23 protein-coding genes and 1 pseudogene are annotated in these 21042 nt (G+C 71.7%); 12 read left to right on the top strand and 12 right to left on the bottom strand.

Features of this window, described 5'->3' with window-relative positions:
• Window positions 1-21: 21 nt before the first annotated feature.
• The 4 genes from dxs to G6N10_RS02355 are packed head-to-tail and all read right to left on the bottom strand — an operon-like array spanning window position 22 to window position 6436.
• Window positions 22-1932: a 1-deoxy-D-xylulose-5-phosphate synthase gene (gene dxs, locus G6N10_RS02370; RefSeq protein WP_085094239.1), complete on the bottom strand. Its 1911-nt coding sequence runs from the start codon at window positions 1930-1932 to the stop codon at window positions 22-24.
• A 48-nt stretch (window positions 1933-1980) separates the two neighbouring features.
• Window positions 1981-3255, bottom strand: coding sequence for a Na+/H+ antiporter NhaA (nhaA, locus tag G6N10_RS02365; RefSeq protein WP_085094241.1), 1275 nt, complete (start codon window positions 3253-3255; stop codon window positions 1981-1983).
• Window positions 3252-4445, bottom strand: a complete 1194-nt coding sequence (locus G6N10_RS02360; RefSeq protein WP_085094243.1) for a class I SAM-dependent RNA methyltransferase — start codon at window positions 4443-4445, stop codon at window positions 3252-3254. Before G6N10_RS02360 ends, nhaA begins: the two co-directional genes overlap by 4 nt.
• Complete coding sequence (locus tag G6N10_RS02355; RefSeq protein ID WP_085094486.1) at window positions 4442-6436, bottom strand: APC family permease; 1995 nt, start codon at window positions 6434-6436, stop codon at window positions 4442-4444. The genes G6N10_RS02360 and G6N10_RS02355 overlap by 4 nt, the downstream gene beginning before the upstream one ends.
• A 75-nt stretch (window positions 6437-6511) precedes the next feature.
• Here G6N10_RS02355 and G6N10_RS02350 point away from each other — a divergent pair, with 75 nt between their 5' ends.
• Both G6N10_RS02350 and G6N10_RS02345 read left to right on the top strand, forming a co-directional pair.
• Entirely contained in the window at window positions 6512-7195 is a 684-nt protein-coding gene (locus G6N10_RS02350) for a potassium channel family protein (RefSeq protein ID WP_085094245.1), read from the top strand.
• A 5-nt stretch (window positions 7196-7200) separates the two neighbouring features.
• Window positions 7201-7869 carry a potassium channel family protein gene (locus G6N10_RS02345; protein WP_085094247.1) on the top strand — a complete coding sequence of 223 codons (669 nt, stop codon included), beginning with the start codon at window positions 7201-7203 and terminating at the stop codon, window positions 7867-7869.
• Here G6N10_RS02345 and G6N10_RS02340 read toward each other — a convergent pair.
• Window positions 7866-8444 (bottom strand): DUF3159 domain-containing protein, encoded by a 579-nt coding sequence (locus G6N10_RS02340; RefSeq protein ID WP_085094488.1) that lies wholly within the window; start codon window positions 8442-8444, stop codon window positions 7866-7868. The two genes, G6N10_RS02345 and G6N10_RS02340, sit on opposite strands and share 4 nt — an antisense overlap.
• A 98-nt stretch (window positions 8445-8542) precedes the next feature.
• Complete coding sequence (locus tag G6N10_RS02335) at window positions 8543-8914, bottom strand: OB-fold nucleic acid binding domain-containing protein (RefSeq protein WP_085094249.1); 372 nt, start codon at window positions 8912-8914, stop codon at window positions 8543-8545.
• 105 nt (window positions 8915-9019) lie between these two features.
• Here G6N10_RS02335 and G6N10_RS02330 point away from each other — a divergent pair, with 105 nt between their 5' ends.
• Window positions 9020-9721 (top strand): hypothetical protein, encoded by a 702-nt coding sequence (locus G6N10_RS02330; protein WP_085094251.1) that lies wholly within the window; start codon window positions 9020-9022, stop codon window positions 9719-9721.
• Here the strand turns inward: G6N10_RS02330 and G6N10_RS02325 are convergent.
• A complete protein-coding gene (locus G6N10_RS02325; RefSeq protein ID WP_085094253.1) occupies window positions 9718-10506 on the bottom strand; it encodes a DUF3710 domain-containing protein in 789 nt (262 codons plus the stop codon). The two genes, G6N10_RS02330 and G6N10_RS02325, sit on opposite strands and share 4 nt — an antisense overlap.
• 43 nt (window positions 10507-10549) lie before the next feature.
• Window positions 10550-11014, bottom strand: coding sequence for a dUTP diphosphatase (gene dut, locus G6N10_RS02320; protein ID WP_085094255.1), 465 nt, complete (start codon window positions 11012-11014; stop codon window positions 10550-10552).
• Window positions 11015-11039: 25 nt separating this feature from the next.
• Between dut and G6N10_RS02315 the strand changes: the two genes are divergently transcribed.
• Window positions 11040-11528, top strand: a complete 489-nt coding sequence (locus G6N10_RS02315) for a DUF3093 domain-containing protein (RefSeq protein WP_085094257.1) — start codon at window positions 11040-11042, stop codon at window positions 11526-11528.
• 3 nt (window positions 11529-11531) lie between these two features.
• On the opposite strand, the gene G6N10_RS02310 is transcribed toward G6N10_RS02315, so the two are convergent.
• A complete protein-coding gene (locus G6N10_RS02310) occupies window positions 11532-11834 on the bottom strand; it encodes a DUF4193 domain-containing protein (protein WP_085094490.1) in 303 nt (100 codons plus the stop codon).
• 163 nt (window positions 11835-11997) lie between these two features.
• Here G6N10_RS02310 and cei point away from each other — a divergent pair, with 163 nt between their 5' ends.
• A complete protein-coding gene (cei, locus tag G6N10_RS02305; RefSeq protein ID WP_085094259.1) occupies window positions 11998-12648 on the top strand; it encodes an envelope integrity protein Cei in 651 nt (216 codons plus the stop codon).
• Window positions 12649-12665: 17 nt separating this feature from the next.
• On the opposite strand, the gene G6N10_RS02300 is transcribed toward cei, so the two are convergent.
• On the bottom strand, window positions 12666-13571 hold the full coding sequence (locus G6N10_RS02300) for an inositol monophosphatase family protein (RefSeq protein WP_085094261.1): 906 nt from the start codon (window positions 13569-13571) through the stop codon (window positions 12666-12668).
• Between G6N10_RS02300 and ppgK the strand changes: the two genes are divergently transcribed.
• The 4 genes from ppgK to G6N10_RS02280 all read left to right on the top strand — a co-directional run bounded on the left by ppgK (window position 13570) and on the right by G6N10_RS02280 (window position 17259).
• Window positions 13570-14337, top strand: a complete 768-nt coding sequence (gene ppgK / locus G6N10_RS02295; protein WP_085094263.1) for a polyphosphate--glucose phosphotransferase — start codon at window positions 13570-13572, stop codon at window positions 14335-14337. The genes G6N10_RS02300 and ppgK overlap by 2 nt on opposite strands.
• A gap of 136 nt (window positions 14338-14473) precedes the next feature.
• Window positions 14474-15916, top strand: coding sequence for an RNA polymerase sigma factor (locus tag G6N10_RS02290; RefSeq protein ID WP_109750443.1), 1443 nt, complete (start codon window positions 14474-14476; stop codon window positions 15914-15916).
• Window positions 15917-16043: 127 nt separating this feature from the next.
• Window positions 16044-16235 (top strand): DUF7455 domain-containing protein, encoded by a 192-nt coding sequence (locus G6N10_RS02285; protein WP_085094267.1) that lies wholly within the window; start codon window positions 16044-16046, stop codon window positions 16233-16235.
• Window positions 16236-16302: 67 nt separating this feature from the next.
• Window positions 16303-17259: a YihY/virulence factor BrkB family protein gene (locus G6N10_RS02280; RefSeq protein ID WP_085094269.1), complete on the top strand. Its 957-nt coding sequence runs from the start codon at window positions 16303-16305 to the stop codon at window positions 17257-17259.
• On the opposite strand, the gene G6N10_RS02275 is transcribed toward G6N10_RS02280, so the two are convergent.
• Window positions 17246-17485: a DUF3039 domain-containing protein gene (locus G6N10_RS02275; protein WP_085094492.1), complete on the bottom strand. Its 240-nt coding sequence runs from the start codon at window positions 17483-17485 to the stop codon at window positions 17246-17248. The two genes, G6N10_RS02280 and G6N10_RS02275, sit on opposite strands and share 14 nt — an antisense overlap.
• 46 nt (window positions 17486-17531) lie before the next feature.
• Here G6N10_RS02275 and G6N10_RS02270 point away from each other — a divergent pair, with 46 nt between their 5' ends.
• The 3 genes and pseudogenes from G6N10_RS02270 to G6N10_RS02260 all read left to right on the top strand — a co-directional run bounded on the left by G6N10_RS02270 (window position 17532) and on the right by G6N10_RS02260 (window position 19853).
• Entirely contained in the window at window positions 17532-17927 is a 396-nt protein-coding gene (locus G6N10_RS02270; protein WP_085094271.1) for a DUF3099 domain-containing protein, read from the top strand.
• Between the two features lie 139 nt (window positions 17928-18066).
• Window positions 18067-19035 (top strand): annotated as a pseudogene (locus G6N10_RS02265) (sigma-70 family RNA polymerase sigma factor); the annotation flags it as partial.
• Between the two features lie 128 nt (window positions 19036-19163).
• The gene (locus G6N10_RS02260; protein WP_085094275.1) at window positions 19164-19853 is read left to right on the top strand and encodes an iron-dependent transcriptional repressor DtxR; all 690 of its coding nucleotides are present in this window, start codon (window positions 19164-19166) and stop codon (window positions 19851-19853) included.
• Here the strand turns inward: G6N10_RS02260 and G6N10_RS02255 are convergent.
• A complete protein-coding gene (locus G6N10_RS02255; RefSeq protein ID WP_085094277.1) occupies window positions 19850-20872 on the bottom strand; it encodes a DUF4192 domain-containing protein in 1023 nt (340 codons plus the stop codon). The genes G6N10_RS02260 and G6N10_RS02255 overlap by 4 nt on opposite strands.
• Window positions 20873-21042: the final 170 nt, after the last annotated feature.

Below are 21042 nucleotides of genomic sequence, written 5' to 3'. Positions count from 1 at the left end.
TCGCCAGGGCTGCAACCTTTTTCACTTCTTCTCGACTACCTCGGCGTTGGTTTCCGGGCTGTGTTGCGCGGCGATCCAGCCGGTGATTCGCCGGGCGATGTCGCGGTCGGTCAGGCCCATCTCTTCGAGCAGCTGGCCGCGCGAGGCGTGCGGCAGAAAACGTTGCGCGACACCGATATCGCGGCACGGGACGTCGACCTCGGCAGCCCGCAGCGCGGCGGAGACCGCCGACCCGATACCGCCGGCGACGCCGTTGTCCTCGCAGCTGACCACCAGCTTGTGCTCGGCGGCCAGCGCGGCGATGACCGCGGGCACCGGCAGCACCCAGCGCGGGTCGACGACGGTCACGCCCATGCCCTGGCCGCGCAGCAGTTCGGCCACCGACAGCGCCATCGGGGCGAACGCGCCGACGGCGACCAGCAGCACGTCCGGTCCGCAGTCGGCGGCCGGCACCGCCAGGATGTCCACCCCGTCGCGCCGCTCGATCGCCGGAACATCTTCTCCCACCGCACCTTTGGGAAAGCGCAGCACGGTCGGGCCGTCGGTGACGGCGAGCGCCTCGTCGAGTTCCTCGCGCAGCGTGACGCTGTCGCGCGGGGCGGCGACCCGGATGCCGGGCACCACCCCGAGGATCGACAGGTCCCACATGCCGTTGTGGCTGGCGCCGTCGGGCCCGGTGACCCCGGCCCGGTCCAGCACCACGGTGACCGGAAGCCCGTGCAGCGCCACATCCATCATCAGCTGGTCGAAGGCCCGGTTCAAAAACGTCGCGTAGACCGCCACCACCGGATGCAGGCCGCCCATCGCCAGGCCCGCCGCCGAGGTCAGCGCGTGCTGTTCGGCGATGCCGACGTCGAACAACCGGTCCGGGAACCGCTCCCCGAACGCGGCAAGGCCGGTCGGGCCGGGCATCGCCGCGGTGATCGCGACGACGTCGCGGCGCCGCCCGGCGAGCCGGATCAGTTCGTCGGAGAAGATCCCTGTCCAGCCCGGGGCGGTCTCCCCGGTGGCCTCGCCGGTGACCGGGTCGATGACCCCGCAGGCGTGCATCTGCTCGGCCTCGTCGGCCTCGGCCGGCCCGTAACCCATCCCCTTGCGGGTGACGACGTGCACGATCACCGGGGCGTTGAAACCGCGGGCCTGCCGCAGCGCCTGCTCGACGGCCTGCTCGTCGTGCCCGTCGATCGGGCCGACGTACTTGATCCCCAGGTCGGCGAACATCGCCTGCGGCTGCAGCGCATCCTTGAGCCCGGCCTTCACCGAATGCATGCACTGGTAACAGAATTCGCCGATCATCGGGACGCCGCGCACCATCCCGCGGCCGCGCTCCAGCAGCTTCTCGTAGCCCGGTTGCAGCCGCAGCCCGGCCAGGTGGTCGGCCAGCCCGCCGATCGTCGGCGCGTAGCTGCGCCCGTTGTCGTTGACCACGATCACCACCGGCCGGTTGGCGGCGGCGATGTTGTTCAGCGCCTCCCAGCACATTCCGCCGGTCAGCGCCCCGTCGCCGACGACGGCGACCACGTGCCGGTTGCGGTGCCCGGTCAGCTCGAAGGCCTTGGACAGCCCGTCGGCGTAGGACAGTGCCGCCGAGGCGTGGCTGGACTCCACCCAGTCGTGCACGCTCTCCTCGCGGCTCGGGTAGCCGGACAGGCCGCCCTTGCTGCGCAGCGTGTCGAAGTCGTCGGCCCGGCCGGTCAGAATCTTGTGCACGTAGGCCTGGTGCCCGGTGTCGAAGATGATCGGGTCGTGCGGCGAGTCGAACACCCGGTGCAGCGCCAGGGTGAGCTCGACGACGCCGAGATTGGGTCCCAGATGTCCGCCGGAGGCAGCCACCTTGTGGATCAGGAAATCGCGGATCTCATGAGCCAAGTCACCAAGCTGGGACTGCGACAGGTGCTGCAGATCAGCGGGGCCGCGGATCTGATCAAGCATCCGTCCAGTGTACGCACGCCCGGCGGTCCCGATGAAGCTGGACGCGGCTCAGTCCTCGCGCTGGTAGACATCGGGGATGCCGTCGGCGTCGGCGTCCACGGTTTCGGCCTCGGCGATCCGCCGGTAGACCCGATTGCGGCCGGTCAGCACCAGTGCGGCCAGCCCGGCCGAGACCAGGCTGGCCACGAACACCCCGACCTTCACGTGGTCGCCGTCGACGGTGCCGAACCCGAAGGCCAGCTCCCCGATCAGCAGTGAGACGGTGAATCCGATCCCGGCCAGCAGCGACATCCCGAACACATCGCGCCAGGCCAGGTCGTCGTCGAGTCGCGCGCCGGTGAACCGGGCCAGCAGGTAGCTGGTGCCGAACACCCCGATCGGTTTGCCGATCAGCAGCCCGGCCATCACCCCGAGGGTGACCGGCTGGGCCAGCGAATCCACCAGCCCGGACCACCCGCCGACGGTCACTCCGGCGGCGAAGAAGGCGAACACCGGGATCGCCACGCCCGCCGAGAACGGCCGGATCAGCTGCTCGAACCGTTCGGTGGCGGCGTGCTTGCCGAGCACCGGGACGGCGAAGCCCAGCAGCACCCCCGCGACGGTGGCGTGGATGCCGCTGGCGTGCACCAACACCCAGGTCGCCACGCCGAGCGGCACCAGGATCCACCAGCGCTGCAGGCCGCGCTGCACCGCAAGGGCGAACAACCCGCCCGGGATCAGCGCCCACAGCAGCGGCCCGATCGACAGCGTTTCGGTGTAGAAGAACGCGATGACGGCGATCGCCAGCAGGTCGTCGACGACGGCCAGGGTCAGCAGGAACACCCGCAGCGCCGAGGGCAGGAAGCTGCCCAGCACCGCCAGCACCGCCACCGCGAACGCGATGTCGGTGGCCGTCGGCACCGCCCAGCCGACCAGCGCGCCGGTGTCACCGGCGGCGGTGGTGATGCCGACGAAGATCAGCGCGGGCGCCACCATGCCGCCGACGGCGGCCAGGATGGGCAGCGCGGCCCGGGACGGATTGCGCAGGTCACCGGCGACGAACTCGCGTTTGAGTTCCAGCCCGACAACGAAGAAGAACACCGCAAGCAGCCCGTCGGCCGCCCACGCCGACAGGCTCAGGTCCAGGTGCAGCGACCGCGGCCCGACCACGTACTCGGTCAGCCGGTGATAGCCGTCCGACCATGCCGAGTTCGCCCAGATCAGCGCGACCGCCGCGGACACCAGCAGCACCAGGCCGCCGTTGGTCTCATCGCGCAGCACCCCGGCCAGCCGGGCGGCCTCGGGCCAGGACCCCCGGGTGAACAGCTTGCGGCGGCGGCTCACCTGGCCAGCACCGCCACGCACTCGACGTGGTGGGTCAGCGGGAACGCGTCGAAGACCCGCAGCCGCTCGACCCGGAAGCCCGCCGCGCGGTACAGCCCGATGTCCCGGGCGAACGAGGCGGCCTCGCAGCCGATGTGCACGATCCGGGGCACCCCGGCCGCGGCGACGGCGTCGATCACCTCGGCGCCGGCCCCGGCGCGCGGCGGGTCCAGCACGGCCACCTGCGCCGGGCCGGGCAGCCCGGCGACGGCGCGGCGCACCGAATCGGTGACCATCGCGACCTGCGGCAGGTCGGCCAGCGCCTCGCGTCCGGCCCGGGCCGCCGCCCGCGAGGTGTCCACCGAGACCACCCGCCCGCCGGGCCCGACCGCCTCGGCCAGCGCCGCCGCGAACAGCCCCGCCCCGCCGTACAGGTCCCAGGCGGTGTCCCCGGGCGCCGCCTCGGCCAAGTCGGCGACCAGCGCGCTGTAGCTGCGCGCCGCGTCGCGGTGGGCCTGCCAGAACGCGGTCACCGGCAGCTTCCAGGTCCGGTCGCCGACCCGCTGCACGCCCTGATAGTCGCCCTCGACGACCCGGGTGCGCCGGCCCTTGCCCGCGCACACCACGTGCCGCACCCCGTCGTCGTCGAGCACGACGTGCACCTGGTCGCCGGGCCGCAGCCGGTCCCCGGGCAGCTCGTCGAGCAGCCCGGGCGGCAGCTGGCCGCAGTTCAGCTCGGTGACCAGCGCGGTGCTGTGGAAGCGGTGGAACCCCGGCCGGCCGTCCGGGCCGACGGCCAGCCGCACCCGGTGCCGCCAGCCGGTGGCCCCGGCGTCGGCGCCCGACGCCGCGCCGACCGGCTCGGCGAGAAGCTCGCCGGCGTCGTACCCGCCGAGCCGGGCCAGCTGGTTGGCCACCACCGCACCCTTGAGCGCCCGCGCGGCGGCCGGTGCGGCGAAGGCCAGGTCGCAGCAGCCGGCGCCGTCCGGGCCGGCGATCGGGCACAACGGGTCGACGCGGCCGGGGGCGGGTGCCAGGATCTCGATCGCCTCGGCGTGCCAGAACGATCCGCGCCGGCTGGTCACCCGGGCCCGGACCCGCTCGCCGGGCAGGCTGTAGCGGACGAACACCACCCGGCCGTCCTCGCGGGCGACGCAGCTGCCGCCGTTGGCGGGCGCCTCGGTGGTCAGGATCAGCTCATCGGTACTCAATCCACGAACCCCCTCCGGGTGTCGCCGGGGGCCGACGTCGGCCCCAGTTTCCGGCGCCGCTCCGAGGAGGTCAGCTGCCAGGGCACCGAGGTGACCATCACGTTCGGCTCGAACAGCAGCCGGGTCTTGAGCCGCAGCGCGCTCTGGTTGTGCAGGATGTGCTCCCACCAGTGCCCGACCACGTACTCCGGGATGAACACCGTCACCACGGTGCGCGGGGATTCCTTGCTGACCCGCTTGACGTAGTCGAGCACCGGCCGGGTGATCTCCCGGTACGGCGAGGCGATGACCTTCAGCGGCACGCTGATGTCGCTGCCCTGCCAGCGGTGCACCAGCTCGCGGGTCTCGGCGTCGTCGACGCTGACGGTGATCGCCTCCAGGGTGTCGGGCCGGGTGGCCCGGGCGTAGGCCAGCGCGCGCATCGTCGGCAGGTGCAGCTTGGACACCAGCACCAGGGTGTGGTTGCGGCTGGGCAGCACGATGTCGTCGGCGTCCCCGGGCACGTCGGCCAGCTCCAGGGACACCGCGGCGTAGTGCCGGTGGATCAGCTTCATCAGCGCGAACAGCACGGCCATCGCCAGCACGGCGATCCAGGCGCCGGCGACGAACTTGGTGGCCAGCACCACCACCAGCACCGATCCGGTGCACACCAGGCCGACGGCGTTGACCACCCGGGAGCGCATCATCGTCCGGCGCAGCGCCGGGTCGGTCTCGGTCTTCAGGTGCCGGGTCCAGTGCCGGACCATGCCGGTCTGGCTCAGCGTGAACGACACGAACACCCCGATGATGTACAGCTGGATCAGCGCGGTCACCTCGGCCCGGAACAGCACCACGAAGGTGATCGCGACGCCGGCCAGGAACAGGATCCCGTTGGAGAACGCCAGCCGGTCCCCGCGGGTGTGCAACTGGCGCGGCAGGTAGCTGTCCTGCGCCAGGATCGAGCCGAGCACCGGGAAGCCGTTGAACGCGGTGTTGGCGGCCAGGATCAGGATCAGCGCGGTGACGATGGTGATGACGACGAAGCCGGCGTGGAAGTTGCCGAACACCGCCTGGGCCAGCTGGGCGACCAGCGTCTTCTGGTGGTAGTCGGCGGGCGCGCCGGCCAGCTGGGTGGCCGGGTCGTCGACGATCTGCACGTGCGTCTTCTCGGCCAGCACGATGATGCCCATCAACAGCGTCACCGAGATCCCACCCAGCAGCAGCAGCGTGGTGGCGGCGTTGCGGGACTTGGGCTTACGGAACGCCGGCACGCCGTTGCTGATCGCCTCCACCCCGGTCAGCGCCGCGCAGCCCGAGGAGAACGCGCGGGCGACCAGGAAGATCAGCGCGAAGCCGAGCACGTCACCGCTCTCGGCGTGCATCTCGAAATCGGCCGACTCGGCCCGGATCTCGTCGCCGAGCACCAAGATCCGGAACAGCCCCAGGCACAGCATGCCGAAGATGCCGATGATGAACGCGTAGGTGGGGATGGCGAATGCGATGCCCGATTCCCGCACCCCGCGCAGGTTCATCGCCATCAGCAGCAGAATCGCGATGACCGCGACGGCCACCTTGTGCTGGGCCACGAACGGCACCGCCGAACCGATGTTGGACATCGCCGCCGACACCGAAACCGCAACGGTCAGCACGTAATCCACCAGCAGCGCGCTGGCCACCGTCAGCCCGGCGGTGGGCCCCAGATTGGTGGTGGCGATCTCGTAGTCGCCGCCCCCGGAGGGGTAGGCGTGCACGTTCTGCCGGTAGCTGGCAACCACCACGATCATCACGAACGCGACGGCGACGCCGATCCACGGCGTCAGCGCGTACGCCGACAGACCGGCCACCGAGAGCACCAGGAAGATCTCTTCCGGCGCGTAGGCGACCGAGGACATCGCATCCGAGGCGAACACCGGCAGCGCGATCCGCTTGGGCAGCAGGGTGTGCCCGAGCCGATCGCTGCGGAAGGGCTGGCCGATCACCAGCCGGCGCGCCACCGTGGAAAGTTTGGACACGAGGTCCAAGACTAGGCCTATCCGGGACAGGGGGTGGCGTTCGGCGTAGCCTCGACCGGACGAAAGGACGGATAGGTGCGGGTAGTCGTGATGGGCTGCGGCCGGGTCGGCGCCGGACTGGCCGACGGGCTGGCCCGGATCGGTCACGAGGTGGCCGTGATCGACCGGGACGAGTCCGCGTTCGCCCGGCTGTCCCCCGAGTTTCCCGGTGAGCGGGTCCTCGGGATGGGCTTCGACCGGGACGTGCTGCTGCGTTCGGGCATCGAGGACGCCGGCGCGTTCGCGGCGGTGTCCTCCGGGGACAACTCCAACATCATCTCCGCGCGGCTGGCCCGGGAGACCTTCGGCGTGCCGCGGGTGGTGGCCCGGATCTACGACGCCAAGCGGGCTGCGGTCTACGAGCGCCTGGGCATCCCGACGGTGGCCACCGTGCCGTGGACCACCGACCGGCTGCTGAGCCTGCTGGCCCGTGAGTCCGAGACCGCCAAGTGGCGCGACCCGACCGGCACCATGGCCGTCGTCGCGGTGAGCCTGCACGAGGACTGGATCGGCCGGCGGGTCACCGAGCTGGAAAAGGCCACCGGCGCGCGGGTGGCGTTCCTGATCCGGTTCGGCACCGGGCTGCTGCCCGAGACCAGGACCGTCATCCAGGACGGCGACGAGGTGTACGTCGCGGCGGTCTCCGGGCACGTCGGTGAGGCCATCGCGGTCGCCGCACTGCCGCCCGGTGAGGACCTCGACGACGAAAGCGCCAGGTGAGCCCGATGAAGGTTGCCATCGGCGGCGCGGGGGCGGTGGGCCGCTCGATCGCCCGGGAGCTCTTGGAGAACGGCCACGACGTGGCGCTGATCGAGCGCAAGGCGGAGAACTTCGAGGTCGACTCGATTCCGGCCGCGCACTGGGTCAGCGGCGACGCCTGCGAGCTGAGCCTGCTGGAGTCGATGGCGCTGCAGGACTTCGACGTGGTGATCGCCGCCACCGGCGACGACAAGGCCAACGTGGTGCTCTCGCTGCTGGCCAAGACCGAGTTCGCGGTGAGCCGGGTGGTCGCCCGGGTCAACGACCCGCGCAATGAGTGGCTGTTCGACGAGGCCTGGGGCGTCGACGTCGCGGTGTCCACCCCGCGGATGCTGGCCTCGCTGGTCGAGGAGGCCGTCGCCGTCGGCGACCTGGTGCGGCTGATGCAGTTCCGCAAGGGCTCGGCCAGCCTGCTGGAGCTGACCCTGCCCGACGACACGCCGTGGGGCGGGCGCCCGGTGCGCAAGCTGGAACTGCCGCGCGACGCGGCGCTGGTGACCATCCTGCGCGGCAACCGGGTCATCGTGCCGGCGCCCGACGAGCCGCTGGAGGGCGGCGACGAGCTGCTGCTGGTCGCGGTGCCCGAGTCCGAGGACGAACTGCGGGCCCTGCTGCTGCCGGAGGCCCCGGCCTAGTCTGCGGCCGGCGGCAGCAGCCGCCGGACCGAGCGGACGGCCAGGTAGGTGACCAGGGCCGCCACCGCGGTCAACGGCACCCCCATCGCGATCCGGGCGAACCCCAGCCAGCCGGTCTCGTCGGCGCCGTAGAGATAACGCTGCACCACGAACCGGGCGGCGAAGACCGCCACCCAGGTCAGGGTGGCGATGTCGAAAGCCCGCACCGCCCGGGGCTGGGTGCGCCAGTCCCGGCCGTGCCCGCCCAGCCAGCCCCAGATGTAGCCGACGACGGGCCGGCGGACCAGCACCGAGGCGGCGAACACCACCGCCCAGGCCAGCGACACCCAGATCCCGAACAGGAAGTAGCCCTTGGCCGAGCCGACCAGGTAGGCGATCAGCGCGCTGATCCCGACGCCGACGAAGCCCGACACCGCCGGCTGGGTGGACTCGCCGCGGATCACCCGCCAGATCAGCACCAGCAGCGCCACCCCGAGCGCCGCGCCGACCGCGGGCACCAGGCCGAACCGGCTGTTGACCGGGACCAGCACGACGACCGGCGCGGCCGAGTAGATCAGCCCGGACAGCCCGCCCATCTGGTCGAGCAGCACGCGCGGGTCGAAGGGGTTGGTGGCCTCGGGTTCGGCGGGGGTCTCCTCGGACGAGGTGTCGGTGTCCTCGGGGTGAGCCGAACTCACCGCTCGATCTCGTAATGCGGGTTGTAGATCGCCTTGCCGCCGCCGTCGAGGGCGCCCACCCGGCCTCGCACCCGCAGCGTGCGGCCCGATTCGATACCCGGGATGCGGCGCTGCCCCAGCCACACCAGGGTGACGGTGTCGGTGCCGTCGAACAGCTCGGCGCGCACCCCGGCCGCACAGGCCTTGCCGTTGGTCTCCACGCTGCGCAGCGTGCCGACCATCGTCACCTCCTGGCCGCGCTGACAGTCGATCGCCCGCTGGGCACCGGTGTGGGTGGCCTCATCGGTCAGCTCGGCGGCGTCGCGCTGCTCCGGGTCCTCGGTGAGGCGACGGGTGAGTCGACTCAGAAACCGTTCGGCGGTAGCCATTGACCACTCCTGAAACCTGTCTTTGTGCATCGCGCAACCACGCGATCCACCCGCCACCGTAGCCCTGTTGCATCGCAAATACCACGCGACGGGCACGATCAGGGGATGGCGGTCACACTGCGCGGCATCACCACGGTCCTGCTGCCCGGCACGGGTTCCGACGACGACTACGTCCGGCGGGCGTTCGGCCCGGCGCTGGACCGGTTGGGCGCGGTCCCGGTGACCCCGCGGCCCGAGCCCGGCCGGCTGCTCGAGGGCTATCTTGCGGCATTGCGGGAGGCCGCCGCGGCCGGGCCGATCGCGGTCGGTGGGGTGTCGATCGGCGCGGCGGTGGCCGCGGCGTGGGCCATCGCCCACCCACAAGACACCGTGGCGGTGCTGGCGGCGCTGCCGGCCTGGACCGGTGCCCCGGACACCGCGCCCGCCGCGCTGGCCGCCCGGGCCAGCGCCGCCGAACTGCGCCGCGACGGGCTGACCGACACCGTCGCCCGGATGCGGGCGTCCAGCCCGGCCTGGCTGGCCGACGAGCTGACCCGGTCCTGGACCCGGCAGTGGCCGCAGTTGCCCGACGCGATGGAGGCCGCGGCCGGCTACGTCGCGCCGACGGCCGCGCAACTGGCCGCGCTGACGGTCCCGATGGGGGTGGCGGGCTCCCCCGACGATCCGGTGCATCCGGTGGCGGTGGCCACCGAGTGGGCGACCACCGCGCCGCGCGCGGCGCTGCGCACGGTCGCGCTGGCCGACTTCGGTGCCGACCCGTCGGCGCTGGGGGCGGCCGCGGTGGCGGCCCTGGCGGCGGTGCCTTAGCCGCCGGTGATGGTGTTCAGCTGCTGCATCGCCGAGCCCTGGACGCTGCGCCGGGCCACCGGCGCCTGCTGCTCGGGACCGGGCTCCGGCGGCAGGCCCTGGGCCCCGGCGGCCTCGGCCTGGGCCGCGGCGGCCTGAGCGGCGGCCGCCCGCAGCTGGGCGGCCATCGGCTCGGGCAGCTCGACCGGCAGCGGGGTGCGCACCGGCATCGGCTGATCACCGCGGCGCACCACGGTGTCGACCAGCGCCCGGCGGGCCTCGGCGGCGAGCGCCTCGACGGTCTCCGGCGCACCGTTGACCACGCAGCGGATCATCCAGCGGTAGCCGTCCACGCCGATGAACCGGACCACGCCGGCGGCGGTGCCCAGCACCTCGCGGCCCCACGGCCCGGACTGAATGCTGACCTGGGCGCCGTCGGCGCGCAGCGAATCGGCCAGTTCGGCGGCGACCTCGCGCCACAGGCCCGGGCTCTTGGGCGCCGCGTAGGCGGCGACGGTGAAGCGGCCGTTGGGCGTCACCACCCAGATCGCGCTGGGCACCCCGGACGGGTTCAGCTCGACCTGGACCTGCCCGTTCTCCGGCATCGGGATCAGCACCGAGCCCAGATCGAGGCGGCCCTGCGCGGCGGTTTCGGCGTCGTCGAAGTCCTCGACGTCGAACGGGCCGTCCTCGTCCGCCGCGGACACCTCGTCCAGTTCGGTGTCGGTGTCGGTGTCGGTGTCGGGCTGCTCGGCGGGCACCGCGGTGCCGTCGGTTCCGTCGCCCTTGCGTTTGCGCAGTGCCATTTTCAGTCCCTAGCCATTTTCAGTCCCTAGCCATTTTCAGTCCCTACAGGCTCGAATGTCCGCCGGAGGACCCGTGGCCCCCGGCGCCGCGGGTGGTGTCCATCAGTCCAGCGTCCTCGAACGAGGCGACCTCGACAAGGTCGGGAAGCTCGACGCGCTGCACGATGAGTTGGGCGATCCGGTCGCCGCGGCGGATCCGGATCGGTTCGGCGGTGTCCAGATTGATCAGGCACACCTTGATCTCGCCGCGGTAGCCGGCGTCGATGGTGCCGGGCGTGTTCACGATGGAAAGCCCGGTCTTGAAGGCCAGCCCCGACCGGGGATGCACCAGCCCGACCATCCCGACCGGGATGGCCACCGCGATCCCGGTGCCGACCAGGGCCCGCTGCCCGGGAGCCAGTTCGACATCGACGGCGGCGTAGAGGTCGACCCCGGCGTCACCGGCGTGCGCCCGGGTGGGCAGCGGCAGCTCGGGGTCCAGGCGGACAACGGCCAAAGGTGTCGACACGAGGGCACAGACTACCCTTGGCGGCGTGCCAGATTCGCTCATCACCACGCCGACGGTTCGTTATCGGGAACGCCAGTGGGTGCCGCTGTGGTGGTGGCTGCCCGGGATGGCGCTGGCGGCCGCGATGGCGATCACCGTCAATCGCGCGCTGCACAACGCGCCGGACTGGGTCGGCTTCGCCATCCTGGTGCCGGCCGCCGTCGTGACGCTGCTGTGGCTGGGTCGGCACGTGGTGTCGGTGGTCAGCACCGACGGGGTGATCGAGCTGTGGGTGGACGACGCGCACCTGCCGAACACGGTGATCGAGCGCAGCGCCGTCGTGCCGACCTCGGCGAAGACCGCCGCGCTTGGCCGCCAGCTGGATCCGGCGGCGTTCGTCCACCACCGCGGCTGGATCGGCCCGATGACGCTGCTGGTCCTCGATGATCCCGACGATCCGACGCCGTACTGGTTGATCAGTACCCGGCACCCGGACCGGATGCTGGCCGCGCTGCGCGACGAGGCGCCGGCCTGAGCCTCAGCCCGCGCAATCCGTGCAGAGCATCACGCCGTTCTTCTCGCTGGCCAGCCGACTGCGGTGATGGACCAGGAAGCAGCTGGCGCAGGTGAACTCGTCGGCCTGCTTGGGCACCACCCGCACCGACAGCTCTTCCCCGGACAGGTCCGCGCCGGGCAGCTCGAAATTCTCCGCGGTGTCGGTCTCATCGACGTCGACGGCGGCGGACTGGGCCTCGTTGCGCCGGGCCTTCAGCTCCTCCAAGGAGTCCTCGGAAACTTCATCGGTCTCGGACCGCCGCGGTGCGTCGTAGTCGGTAGCCATCGCCATCCCCTCGGTTCTTCTCTGCGGTGAGCTTTGTACCAGTGCCGAACGCCTGCGCCAAATGATTCGTGCCCCGATCGCAGCCGATCCCGCTGTGATTTTCATCACACCGCCCCCGAAGCCGGGTCCGGACGGTCGGTCCCAGACGCCTAGAGTGCTGTCTGTGGTCGCACAAATCACCGAGGGAACCGCGTTCGACCGGCGCGGATTGCCGTTCCGCCGGCGCAACATCGTGCCGGGGCTCGTCGCCGCCGGGGTGCTGGCACTGATCACCGCGGTGGTCTGGGTGGTCGCGCTGAACCGGCCCGCCGATCTGCAGCAGGCCGCCGCCTGCAATCCGCCGCCGGAGGCCGCCGCACCGGACACCCCGGCGCTGGGCGAGTTGCTGAGCCCGTCGGCACTGGCCGGCGTCGCACCGGCCAAGCTGGCCGACACCCGGCTGCGGGTGCTCAACGCCAGCGGCCAGGGCGGTCAGGCCGCCGAGGTGTCCGGGACGCTGCGCGATATGGGCTTTGCGCAGCCGACCGCCGCCAACGACCCGGTCTACACCGGCACCCGGCTCAGCTGCCACGGCCAGATCCGCTTCGGCCAGGCCGGCGAGGCCGCGGCCGCCACCGCGTGGCTGGTGGCGCCGTGCGCCGAGCTGTACCGCGACGGGCGCACCGACGACAGCGTGGACCTGGCCATCGGGACGGAGTTCTCCGGCCCCGCACACAACGACGACATCGAGGCGGTGCTGGCCGGGCTGCGTCCCGACGCCACCGAGCCGGCCGATTCGGCGCTGATCACGAAGATCCACGCCACCGCCTGCTGATCTGCGGACCGCCGGGCTCAGCGCAGCGGCGGGTGGGCGCCCAGAGCGCCGAGGGCGGTCCAGAACTCGTCGGCGACCCCGGGGGCCGCGGCCGCGGTCAGCCCCGCGCCGCCCTGCTCCGGCGGCGCCAGCCAGACCCGGGCACCGGCCTCCGCGGCGATCAGCGCGCCGGCCGCCCAATCCCAGACGTTGAGCCCGTGCTCGTAATAGGCGTCCAGCCGCCCGGCGGCCAGCTGACACAGATCCAGCGCCGCCGAGCCGATCCGGCGGATGTCGCGGACCTGCGGCAGCAGCCCGGCCAGCAACCCGGCCTGGGCGGCGCGGCGCTCGGGCGCGTAGCCGAACCCGGTGCCCACCAGCGCCAGCGCCAGCTGCCCGGACTGCTCGGGCCCGCGGCAGCGCAACCGCCTGCGGCCGTGTGCGTCACGCAGGTGCGCACCGGCGCCGCGGGCCGCCGAGTACAGCGCGCCGCCGGCCACGTCGGCGACCGCACCGGCCACCGACACGCCGCCGATCTGGGCCGCCACCGACACCGCGTAGGCCGGGATGCCGTAGACGAAGTTCACCGTCCCGTCGATCGGGTCGAGCACCCAGGTGACCGTGTCCGGGCCGGCCTCGGCGGCAGCGGTGGCACCGCCCTCCTCGCCGAGCAGCGCGTCGCCGGGCCGCAACTCGGCGAGCCGGCGGCGCAGCAGCGCCTCGGTTTCGGTGTCGACGACGGTCACCGGATCGGTCGGGGTGCTCTTGGCCCGCACCGCATCCCCGTCGGCCGCCGGACCGGCCCCGTCGAACACCTCCCGCCGGCGCAGCGCGACGAACTCGGCAGCCTCGGTGGCCACTGCCTCGGCCACTTCGCGTAACGCGTCCACCCCGTCATCCAAACACCATTTAGGGTGGAAGTACCCGACCTCAGGAGCACCCATGACCTCACCGGCCGCCCGGAATTTTTCGCTCGGCATCGATGTCGGCGGATCCGGCGTCAAGGGCGGCATCGTCGACCTGGACACCGGGGCCCTGGTGGGTGAGCGGTTCAAGCTGGCCACCCCGCAGCCGGCCACCCCGGAGGCGGTCTCCGCGACGGTGGCCGAGGTGGTCGCGCACTTCGGCTGGGACGGTCCGCTGGGCGTCACCTACCCGGGCGTCATCGTCGACGGCGTGGTGCGCACCGCCGCGAACGTCAACCGGGCCTGGATCGGCGTCGACGCCACCGAGACCTACTCGGCGGCGCTCGGCGGCCGGCCGGTCACGGTGCTCAACGACGCCGACGCGGCCGGGCTGGCCGAGCACCGCTTCGGCGCCGGCGTGGACCAGCGCGGGGTGGTGGTGCTGCTCACCTTCGGCACCGGCATCGGATCGGCCGTCGTGCACAACGGGGTGCTGCTGCCCAACACCGAGTTCGGTCACCTGGAGGTCGACGGGCGCGAGGCCGAACACCGCGCCGCGGCGTCGGTGCGTGAACGCAAGGAGTGGAGCTGGAAGCGCTGGACCAAGGAGGTCACCAAGGTCCTGGTCGCGGTGGAGAACGCCATCTGGCCGGACCTGATCATCGTCGGCGGCGGCATCAGCCGTAAGGCCGACAAGTGGGTGCCGCTGCTGGAAAACCGCACTCCGGTGGTGGCCGCGGCGCTGCAGAACACCGCGGGCATCGTCGGCGCGGCGATGGCCGCGCACGGCGAGGGTATGCACTGATTCTCCGCTCGGGTCGGCGCAGCCGCGCCGGGTAGTTACAATGGTCGGTGCGGCCAGGATCTGGCCAGGGTCCGGGCAGCCAGGAACTGGCCACTTGACGTTCGCCCGCGCACCGAATTCCCGCAAGACCGAAAGGGTGTACGTGGCAGCCACGAAAGCAAGCCCGGCAACCGTCGACGCAGTGACCGAGGGCGCCGAAGCCGCAGCCACCCCCACCAAGAAGGCGCCCGCCAAGCGCGCCGCGAAGAAGGCGCCGGCGAAGGCCGCGGCCAAGGCCCCGGCGAAGAAGGCTCCGGCCAAGCGCGCCACCAAGGCCGCCGCCAAGGCGCCGGCCAAGAAGGCCGCCGGCCCGGCCCGGACCCGCGCCAAGAAGGCCACCGCCGCCGCCGACGGTGATCCCGGCATCGAGGACGAGGTCGAGACCGAGCCCGGCGAGCTGGAGGACGACGCCGACATCGCGCTCGACGACGAGGACCTGGCCACCGACGGGGAGGCCGAGGCACCCACCTCCGGCGCGGTCACCCCCGCCGCGGCCACCGACGAGGAGGACGACGACACCGCCGAGCCGTCCGAGAAGGACAAGGCCTCCGGCGACTTCGTCTGGGACGAAGAGGAATCCGAGGCGCTGCGGCAGGCCCGCAAGGACGCCGAGCTCACCGCGTCCGCGGACTCGGTGCGCGCCTACCTCAAGCAGATCGGCAAGGTCGCGCTGCTCAACGCCGAGGAAGAGGTCGAGCTCGCCAAGCGCATCGAGGCCGGCCTGTACGCCACCCAGCTGGTCGGCGAGCTGGCCGAGAAGGGCGAGAAGCTGCCGGCCGCTCAGCGCCGCGACATGATGTGGATCTGCCGCGACGGCGACCGGGCCAAGAACCACCTGCTGGAGGCCAACCTGCGCCTGGTGGTGTCGCTGGCCAAGCGCTACACCGGCCGCGGCATGGCGTTCCTGGACCTGATCCAGGAGGGCAACCTGGGCCTGATCCGCGCGGTGGAGAAGTTCGACTACACCAAGGGCTACAAGTTCTCCACCTACGCCACCTGGTGGATCCGCCAGGCCATCACCCGCGCGATGGCCGACCAGGCGCGCACCATCCGTATCCCGGTGCACATGGTCGAGGTGATCAACAAGCTCGGCCGTATCCAGCGTGAGCTGCTGCAGGACCTGGGCCGCGAGCCCACGCCCGAAGAGCTCGCCAAGGAAATGGACATCACGCCGGAGAAGGTGCTGGAGATCCAGCAGTACGCGCGTGAGCCGATCTCGCTGGACCAGACCATCGGCGACGAGGGCGACTCCCAGCTCGGCGACTTCATCGAGGACTCCGAGGCCGTGGTGGCCGTCGACGCGGTGTCCTTCACCCTGCTGCAGGATCAGCTGCAGTCGGTGCTGGAGACGCTGTCCGAGCGGGAGGCCGGCGTGGTGCGACTGCGGTTCGGCCTGACCGACGGCCAGCCCCGCACCCTCGACGAGATCGGCCAGGTCTACGGCGTGACCCGGGAACGAATCCGGCAGATCGAATCCAAGACGATGAGCAAGCTGCGCCATCCGAGCCGCTCCCAGGTCCTGCGCGACTACCTGGACTAGGCAACACGCCCGCCGGTAACGGTTTCGGGGTGAATCCAGACACACCGGTAACGGGTGGGGAACAAGCACGGAACGCCAAACGTCTGACACAGTAGAGATCACCTGACATCGAGGAACTGGAGGAGCCGTGACCGCAACGCTGACCAGCCCCGAACTGACCCGGGCTGACCGCTGCGACCGCTGCGGCGCCGCCGCCCGGGTTCGCGCCACCCTCCCGTCGGGCGCCGAGTTGCTGTTCTGCCAGCATCACGCCAACGAGCACGAGGCCAAGCTGATCGCGGCCGCGGCGGTTCTCCAGGTCAGTTCGGTCGACCTGTAATCGCCGGCACCGCGACACCGGGGGCCGTCGCGCGCGTTCGGCCGGGATCGGGAATGCTGAAGGGGCCATGACGTCACCGCCCCTGCCCGCTCGGCCGTCGCGCCACCACATCTGGCACCTGACCAAACGCACGCTGGCCAAGGCGTGGGACGACTCGATCTTCGCCGAGTCCGCCCAAGCCGGCTTCTGGTCGGTGCTGTCGCTGCCGCCGCTGCTGCTGGGCCTGCTGGGCTCGCTGGCCTACGTCGCGCCGCTGTTCGGGCCCGACACCCTGCCCGCGATCCAGGATCAGCTGATCAGCATGTCGGCGCGGTTCTTCTCGCAGAACGTCGTCACCGAGATCATCGAGCCGACGGTCCGCGACATCGTCGCGTCGGCGCGCGGCGAGGTGGTGTCGCTGGGCTTCGTCATCTCGCTGTGGGCCGGGTCGTCGGCCATCTCGGCGTTCGTCGACTCGGTGGTGGAGGCGCACGGCCAGACGCCGCTGCGCCATCCGGTGCGGCAACGGTTCTTCGCGCTGGGCCTGTACGTGGCGATGCTGCTCGCCGCGATCGTCACGCTGCCGATCGTGGCACTGGGTCCGCGGGCGATCAGCGAGCACCTGCCGGAGAGCTGGGAGCACGTGCTGCGGTACGGCTACTACCCGTTGATGCTGGCGGCGCTGCTGGTGGGAGTGACCGCGCTGTACCGGGTGTCGCTGCCGGTACCGCTGCCGACGCACCGGCTGATCGGCGGTGCCGTGCTGGCCACCGCGGTGTTCGTGGTGGCCACCCTCGGACTGCGCGTCTACCTCAACTTCATCACCCGCACCGGCTACACCTACGGCGCACTGGCCACCCCGATCGCGTTCCTGCTGTTCGCGTTCTTCCTCGGCCTGGCGATCATGCTGGGCGCCGAACTCAACAACGCGATCCAGGAGGAATGGCCGGCCGCGGCCACCCACGCCGACCGGGTGCGCGGCTGGCTGGTCTACCGGCGCAACGGCGGGACCGACCCGGCCGGCGGCGAGGTCAGCCCTTCTTGAGCTGCTGGTAGATCCGCTTGCAGTCGGCGCACACCGGGGAGCCCGGCTTGGGTGACCGGGTCACCGGGAACACCTCGCCGCACAGCGCCACCACGTGGGTGCCCATCACCGCGCTCTCGGCGATCTTTTCCTTCTTCACGTAGTGGAAGAACTTCGGAGTGTCGTCGTCGGTGCCGTCGTCGACGCGTTCGTCGGTGTCGGGCCGTTCGATTGTCTGGGTAGCCATGACACCCATTCTGCCGTGCCGCCGGCGTTGTGGAAGAGTGGAGGCCATGAAGCACGGCCCGGAGCTGGGTTTCGACGACGACGGTCGCCCCGTCCTGATCACGCGGGCGGCGCTGCCCTACGAGCAGGAACACCGCGCCCGGGTCCGCAAGTACCTCACCATCATGGCGTTCCGGGTGCCGGCGCTGATCTTCGCGGCGCTGGCCTACGGCGCCTGGCACAACGGCTGGATCTCGCTGGCGATCATCGCGGTCTCCATCCCGCTGCCCTGGGTCGCCGTGCTGATCGCCAACGATCGGCCACCGCGTAAGGCCGAGGAGCCGCGGCGCTACCCCGACGCTCCGCGGCACCCGCCGATGTTCTCCGGCACCGAGCACCCCCAGCTGGAGCCCGGCGTCGGGCAGCCGGAGGCACCGGAGCCGCCCGGCTCCCCCGCCAACTGAGCGCACTCTTTTTCGATTCTCAGCGCATTCTCAGGGCCTCGCGTCGTTTGCGCAGGTCAAACGGGCCGCCGGCCGCGGACCGCGGGAACTCTCGGGGCCGTCTCGACGTTGGACAGGCAGCAACGTTCGAGCCAAACAGGAGGCCGAGATGGCGAATGCAAGGGCAACCCGGAGTGACGCGGATCTGGACATGCAGAGTCCGGCCGCAGACCTCGTCCGGGTGTACCTCAACGGGATCGGCAAGACCGCCCTGCTGAACGCCGCCGACGAAGTGGAGCTGGCCAAGAAGATCGAGGCCGGGCTCTACGCGCAGCATCTGCTCAACACCCGCCCGCGCCTCGGCCCGGCGCGTAAGCGTGACCTGGCCCAGGTCGCCCGGGAGGGCCAGGCGGCCCGCCAGCATTTGCTGGAGGCCAACCTGCGCCTGGTGGTGTCGCTGGCCAAGCGCTACACCGGCCGCGGCATGCCGCTGCTGGATCTGATCCAGGAGGGCAACCTGGGCCTGATCCGGGCGATGGAGAAGTTCGACTACGCCAAGGGTTTCAAGTTCTCCACCTACGCCACCTGGTGGATCCGCCAGGCCATCACCCGCGGCATGGCCGACCAGAGCCGCACCATCCGGCTGCCCGTGCACCTGGTCGAACAGGTCAACAAGCTGGCCCGGATCAAGCGCGAGATGCACCAGACGCTGGGCCGGGAGGCCAGCGACGAGGAACTCGCCGAGGAGTCCGGCATTCCGGTGGAGAAGATCGCCGACCTGCTGGAGCACAGTCGCGACCCGGTGAGCCTGGACATGCCGGTGGGCGCCGACGAGGAGGCGCCGCTCGGCGACTTCATCGAGGACTCCGAGGCGATGTCGGCGGAGAACGCGGTGATCGCCGAACTGCTGCACACCGACATCCGGTACGTGCTGGCCACCCTCGACGAGCGGGAGCAGCAGGTGATCCGGCTGCGGTTCGGGCTCGACGACGGTCAGCCCCGGACCCTCGACCAGATCGGCAAGCTGTTCGGCCTGTCCCGGGAGCGGGTCCGCCAGATCGAACGCGAGGTCATGATGAAGCTGCGCAAGGGCGACCGGGCCGACCGGTTGCGGTCCTACGCAAGCTGACGAACCACCCCCAGACAGTGCGCCCGCCGGAGGTTTCCAGCGGGCGCACTGCGCTTTGCCGGCAAGGCCGTGTTACTCGCCCGTCGCTCTGACCGGCCACGTAGACTGGCCGGAACGGAGGGTGGCATATGAACGACTTGGTCGATACGACTGAGATGTACCTGCGGACGATCTACGACCTCGAAGAAGAGGGCGTGGTGCCGTTGCGCGCGCGGATCGCCGAGCGCCTCGAGCAAAGTGGCCCGACCGTCAGCCAGACCGTGTCCCGGATGGAGCGCGACGGCCTGCTGCGGGTCGCCGGAGATCGGCACCTGGAGCTCACCCCCAAGGGACGGTCGCTGGCCGTCGCGGTGATGCGCAAGCACCGGCTGGCCGAGCGGCTGCTGGTCGACATCATCGGCCTGCCGTGGGAAGAGGTTCACGCCGAGGCCTGCCGGTGGGAGCACGTGATGAGCGAGGATGTCGAACGCCGGCTGGTCGCCGTGCTCGACAATCCGACGGTGTCGCCGTTCGGCAACCCCATCCCCGGGCTCTCCGAGCTCGGCGTCGGCGGGCCTGCCGAGCGCACCAGCCACCTGGTCCGGCTCACCGAGCTGCCCGAGGGGACGCCGGTGGCGGTCGTGGTGCGCCAGCTGACCGAGCACCTGCAGGTCGACGCGGAGCTGATCACCCGCCTCAAGGAGGCCGGCGTGGTCCCCAACGCTCGGGTGTCGGTGCAGCGCAATCCGCTGGGCGGGGTCACCATCATGATCCCCGGTCACGAGCACGTGGACCTGCCGCACGAGATGGCGCACGCGGTGAAGGTGGAGAAGGTCTAACCGGCTCGACGGGCGGGCGGCAGCGTGACGCCCATCTGCCGGGCCAGCCGGTTGCCGGTGCCGGCGAGCCCGCGGATCCGCTCGGGGCGCAGGCCGGAGCGCAGCGCGATGTCGAGCATGCCGCCCATTCGATGCTCGCCGTCCAGGCTCAGCGCGGCGTCCAGCGCCACCCCGGCCAGCGGCCCGTCGCCGCGGGCGTAGGCGGTGAACGCCAACAGCACCAGCGCCTCGACCCGCCACGGGGCCGGCAGCAGCCGGGCCAGTTCGGCCCACAGATCCTCGGCGGCATCGGCGTGCTCGGTCACCGCGAGCCCGTAGAGCGTGTCGCGCACCGGGATGTCGGTCAGCGACGCACCGACGGCGGCCAGTTCGCCGTCGGACACCGGGTCGCCGCGGCCCCACCGGGCCACCAGGGAGATCGCGGCCTCGACCAGTCCGCGCGGCGCGGTGTCCGCGGCCTCGGCCGCCCGCGTCACCAGGTCGGCGATCACCGACCGGCGGTCCTGCCCCGCCGGGGCGACGACCGCGGCCAGCTCGGCACGCCTGCGGTAGCGCCGCCGGCCGTCCAGCACCGCCGCCGCGGCCAGCGGGGTGGCATCCGGGTCGTCGACCTGCCCGGATCGTCCGCAGCCGTCGGCGCAGTGCCAGTGACCGCCCGCGGCGATCCGGTCCACCACGTGGCCGGCGTACAGCCGCAGGCCGTGCTCGCGCAGCTGCGCGTCGAGCACCTGACACGCCATGGCGTGGTCGGGGGCGCAGTGCGCGCAGCCGGCACCGTCGGCGTCGACGATCACCGCGATCGCCGCCTCGGCCCGGCCCGCGGCGGCCAGCTCGGCCAGCTCGGCGATCCAGGCGTAGCGGTTCTCGTCCCAGTCGGCCCGCAGCACGGCGCCCATCTGGCCGTCCTCCAGGGTGATCAGGACCAGGGACTTCTCCGGCACGAAGCCGAGGACGGCGGGCAGCGCGGCGATCAGCGCGCCCGGACTCTTGATGCTGGGAACAGATATCTCGGTTGACATGGGGTCAGGGTCCCGCCGCGGGGCGAGGCCGGCACTCCAGCCGCGGCGCCGGCCGACCCGGGCTGTGGATGAATTCGAGTTTGTGGATCAGCAGCCGTCGGCGCATTTCACCCGACGCGAAATCCGCCCCGGCGGGGAATGCCACCCGCGCCCTGCGGTGTTGGACCCCG

This window comes from Mycolicibacterium fallax, assembly GCF_010726955.1.
GTDB lineage: Bacteria > Actinomycetota > Actinomycetes > Mycobacteriales > Mycobacteriaceae > Mycobacterium > Mycobacterium fallax.
Note: the sequence above shows the minus strand (reverse complement) of the source record. Positions and strands in the feature narration are given on the sequence as shown.

Bases quoted from the DNA above. Each gene is read 5' to 3' on its own strand.
- G6N10_RS02345 (WP_085094247.1), top strand. From the start codon at position 7,201: ATGAAGGTTGCCATCGGCGGCGCGGGGGCGGTGGGCCGCTCGATCGCC.
- dxs (WP_085094239.1), bottom strand. From the start codon at position 1,932: ATGCTTGATCAGATCCGCGGCCCCGCTGATCTGCAGCACCTGTCGCAG.
- G6N10_RS02330 (WP_085094251.1), top strand. From the start codon at position 9,020: ATGGCGGTCACACTGCGCGGCATCACCACGGTCCTGCTGCCCGGCACG.
- G6N10_RS02325 (WP_085094253.1), bottom strand. From the start codon at position 10,506: ATGGCACTGCGCAAACGCAAGGGCGACGGAACCGACGGCACCGCGGTG.
- G6N10_RS02335 (WP_085094249.1), bottom strand. From the start codon at position 8,914: ATGGCTACCGCCGAACGGTTTCTGAGTCGACTCACCCGTCGCCTCACC.
- ppgK (WP_085094263.1), top strand. From the start codon at position 13,570: ATGACCTCACCGGCCGCCCGGAATTTTTCGCTCGGCATCGATGTCGGC.
- G6N10_RS02270 (WP_085094271.1), top strand. From the start codon at position 17,532: ATGAAGCACGGCCCGGAGCTGGGTTTCGACGACGACGGTCGCCCCGTC.
- G6N10_RS02280 (WP_085094269.1), top strand. From the start codon at position 16,303: ATGACGTCACCGCCCCTGCCCGCTCGGCCGTCGCGCCACCACATCTGG.
- G6N10_RS02340 (WP_085094488.1), bottom strand. From the start codon at position 8,444: ATGGGCGGGCTGTCCGGGCTGATCTACTCGGCCGCGCCGGTCGTCGTG.
- G6N10_RS02275 (WP_085094492.1), bottom strand. From the start codon at position 17,485: ATGGCTACCCAGACAATCGAACGGCCCGACACCGACGAACGCGTCGAC.
- G6N10_RS02310 (WP_085094490.1), bottom strand. From the start codon at position 11,834: ATGGCTACCGACTACGACGCACCGCGGCGGTCCGAGACCGATGAAGTT.
- G6N10_RS02255 (WP_085094277.1), bottom strand. From the start codon at position 20,872: ATGTCAACCGAGATATCTGTTCCCAGCATCAAGAGTCCGGGCGCGCTG.
- G6N10_RS02300 (WP_085094261.1), bottom strand. From the start codon at position 13,571: ATGGGTGCTCCTGAGGTCGGGTACTTCCACCCTAAATGGTGTTTGGAT.
- G6N10_RS02260 (WP_085094275.1), top strand. From the start codon at position 19,164: ATGAACGACTTGGTCGATACGACTGAGATGTACCTGCGGACGATCTAC.